The organism is Anaerotignum faecicola (genome assembly GCA_024460105.1).
Taxonomy (GTDB): Bacteria; Bacillota; Clostridia; order Lachnospirales; family Anaerotignaceae; genus JANFXS01.
The window spans coordinates 1-912 of sequence record JANFXS010000018.1; the positions used below are offsets into that span (position 1 = coordinate 1).

The 912-nt window shown below is 43.2% G+C and carries 2 protein-coding genes; both read left to right on the forward strand.

Features of this window, described 5'->3' with window-relative positions; all coding sequences use genetic code 11:
• Positions 1-268: DNA cytosine methyltransferase (locus tag NE664_12445; GenBank protein ID MCQ4727449.1), on the forward strand; the 268-nt coding region annotated here is incomplete at its 5' end.
• Positions 269-298: 30 nt separating this feature from the next.
• Positions 299-709: a hypothetical protein gene (locus NE664_12450; protein MCQ4727450.1), complete on the forward strand. Its 411-nt coding sequence runs from the start codon at positions 299-301 to the stop codon at positions 707-709.
• Positions 710-912 lie beyond the last annotated feature (203 nt).

Below are 912 nucleotides of genomic sequence, written 5' to 3' on the forward strand. Positions count from 1 at the left end.
ACAGTATCTCATAAAAGATATCTTTCTCCGTATGTTAAAACCGGAAGAACTTAAGAAAATGCAAGGGTTCCCGGAGGATTATATACTTAATCGGGATATTGAGGGCAAGCCGTACCCGGTCGGGGAACAGGTGGCGCGGATCGGGAATAGCGTGGTGCCGATAATGGCTCAGGCGCTCGTATCTGCAAATTGTCCGTATCTGAAAGTAGGCGAGAGAATGCCGAACATGAGGATAGACGATAGCAAGGAGCAGCTGCGGTTTGCTTAACAAAACGATCATTTAAAGGAGGAACGGATAATGGATAGGTTTACAATTCCGGATGAGCCGATTGAAGGCGGAATAAAGAGAACTGTAATAGATGCCAGATTGGTTAGACAGGAGGCCATGACTATATATTGGCTGCTTAAGGAGTATGAAGATGTTGGCCTTGAACCGGACGAAATACGGAAGTTGGCGGAGTATAGACGACTGGAAGACCAGAAACAGCTTGTAAAACTTCCATGCAAGGTTGGCGATATAGTTTATGGAACGTTCGCCGGGAGGGTATCCGAATGTTTTTGCATTGGCTGGAAATACACTGGTGGTGGGCTGTACATGATATGCATGGATAGAGAAAACCATCAAAACTATTCCTTCTTTGATTTTCTTTTTGGAGAGAAGTGGTTTTTAAACAGAGAAGAAGCGGAGAGAGCACTATCAAAAAAATAGAATAATGGCAGTGGCGAAAACGGCGGCAGCATAGGCCGTGCGCGAGTAGCCATGTAAGACCATTAAGAGGTGTGAAAATTGAGATATAAGAAAGTTAATGAATGGAAGGTATTTTTTGTGCTTGTTTCATGTGATCTTGATATAATGTGCCCTTTATGTGGAATTATAAACCTTGTAAATTTAGCTTCTATACTGGGGACGAG

What these genes read in the sequence shown, in the direction of transcription:
- NE664_12450 (MCQ4727450.1), top strand. Translation starts at nt 299, where the DNA reads ATGGATAGGTTTACAATTCCGGATGAGCCGATTGAAGGCGGAATAAAG.